At 66.4% G+C, this 1,427-nt stretch carries 4 protein-coding genes; all 4 read left to right on the plus strand.

From position 1 onward, the window contains the following. Positions 1-209: hypothetical protein (locus VF194_RS03670; protein ID WP_330888143.1), on the plus strand; the 209-nt coding region annotated here is incomplete at its 5' end. Further along, positions 206-439, plus strand: a complete 234-nt coding sequence (locus VF194_RS03675; protein WP_330888144.1) for a hypothetical protein — start codon at positions 206-208, stop codon at positions 437-439. The genes VF194_RS03670 and VF194_RS03675, both read left to right, overlap by 4 nt. After that, positions 420-851, plus strand: coding sequence for a lysozyme (locus VF194_RS03680; RefSeq protein ID WP_330888146.1), 432 nt, complete (start codon positions 420-422; stop codon positions 849-851). The genes VF194_RS03675 and VF194_RS03680 overlap by 20 nt, the downstream gene beginning before the upstream one ends. A 1-nt stretch (position 852) precedes the next feature. Beyond that, complete coding sequence (locus VF194_RS03685) at positions 853-1,140, plus strand: hypothetical protein (protein WP_330888148.1); 288 nt, start codon at positions 853-855, stop codon at positions 1,138-1,140. Positions 1,141-1,427 lie beyond the last annotated feature (287 nt).

The raw sequence follows: 1,427 nt of genomic DNA on the forward strand, positions 1-1,427 counted from the left end.
CCTTCGGGGCCGTTTCCATTTTCAGGGGGACAGTGATGAGCCATGACGACCAGAAGGAACTGATGAAAGAGGCATTTCGCGAGGCCGCCAAGGAGTTCATGCAGGACCAGATGGCGAAATTCGGCCGATGGTCGCTGCACACAATCGCGGCGGCCGGTGTCGTGGCGCTGCTGTATTTCATTCTGCAGATGAGCGGGTGGCACCGATGAGCATACGCGAACGCTTCGACCGCTTCTGGGCGGCGGTGAAACCGTGGGTGCTGTTGCGCATCCAGCAGCCCTCCACGTGGGCGGGCCTGATGCTGAAGGCGGGCGCCATCGCCGGTTTCGTGGTGACGGACTCGACAGCATCGCACATGGGCGAGCTACTGGCGGTGATCGCGGGCGGCCTGTTGGTGGCGTACAACCAGGGCGGGGGCCATGAGCCGCCCCATTCCTGAAGCTGCGCTGGCGCTACTGCGCGAGTTCGAGGGCTGCCGGCTGGACGCCTATCAGGACTCGGTGGGCGTCTGGACAATCGGCTACGGCCACACCAAGGGCGTGAAGGCCGGCGACTCGATCACGCAGGAACAGGCTGAAGCCTTCCTGCTGGACGATGCTCAGGACGCCGCCGATGGCGTTCTAGGCGCCGTGAAAGTACCGCTGACCGACGGCCAGTTTGGCGCCTTGGTCGACTTCGTGTTCAACCTCGGTGCGGGCGCGCTGGCGAAATCCACGCTGCTTCGCAAGCTCAATGCCGGCGACTACGCGGGCGCGCAGGCCGAGTTCGCCAAGTGGTGCCATGCGGGCGGCAGGTTCTACGCGGGCCTGCTGCGGCGGCGCAAGGCCGAGGCCGCATTGTTCGGGAGTTGACATGTTCCTATTGACCAAGCTCAAGGCCTGGGCGCTGGGCCTGATGGCTGCTGTGCTTGCCGTTGCCGGCGCCTACCTTGCCGGCCGCTGGAAGGGGTCTAGCGCCGCCAAGGTGAAGGCCGAGGTCTCCCAGCAGCGCGCGCAGATCCACGCGCAGGACGCACAGGCACGAATCGACGCCGAGGTTGATCATGAAACTGCCAAGCTGCCAGACGCTCCGGCTCAGCGCGTGGGCGATGCTGACCCTGCCACTGCTGCTGGCCGGCTGCGCACCGATTGGATGCGCTAAGCCCGACCCGTGCGCCGTGATGCGCGCGATCTACGTCAGCCCGGACGACGTGCTGACGGACGGGACCGCCAAGCAGATCCTTGCGCACGACCGCCGCTGGGCCGCGCTGTGCAAGGCGCGCTGATCCTGTGGGCCGGCATCGCCGCCGTGCTGTTGCCGCCGTGGCGGCGGCTGTTGCGCTATACGCAACGTCGCGGCGAGTGCGTACAACGGCGTGCCCGGAATGGGCGCGGTCGTACCCGGAATGGCACGCTTCGACCGACCCGATAGCACTGTGCCAACTGTGC

This window comes from Ferrovibrio sp. (genome assembly GCF_036381655.1).
Taxonomy (GTDB): Bacteria; Pseudomonadota; Alphaproteobacteria; order Ferrovibrionales; family Ferrovibrionaceae; genus Ferrovibrio.

Bases quoted from the DNA above. Each gene is read 5' to 3' on its own strand.
- VF194_RS03675 (WP_330888144.1), top strand. From the start codon at position 206: ATGAGCATACGCGAACGCTTCGACCGCTTCTGGGCGGCGGTGAAACCG.
- VF194_RS03685 (WP_330888148.1), top strand. From the start codon at position 853: ATGTTCCTATTGACCAAGCTCAAGGCCTGGGCGCTGGGCCTGATGGCT.
- VF194_RS03680 (WP_330888146.1), top strand. From the start codon at position 420: ATGAGCCGCCCCATTCCTGAAGCTGCGCTGGCGCTACTGCGCGAGTTC.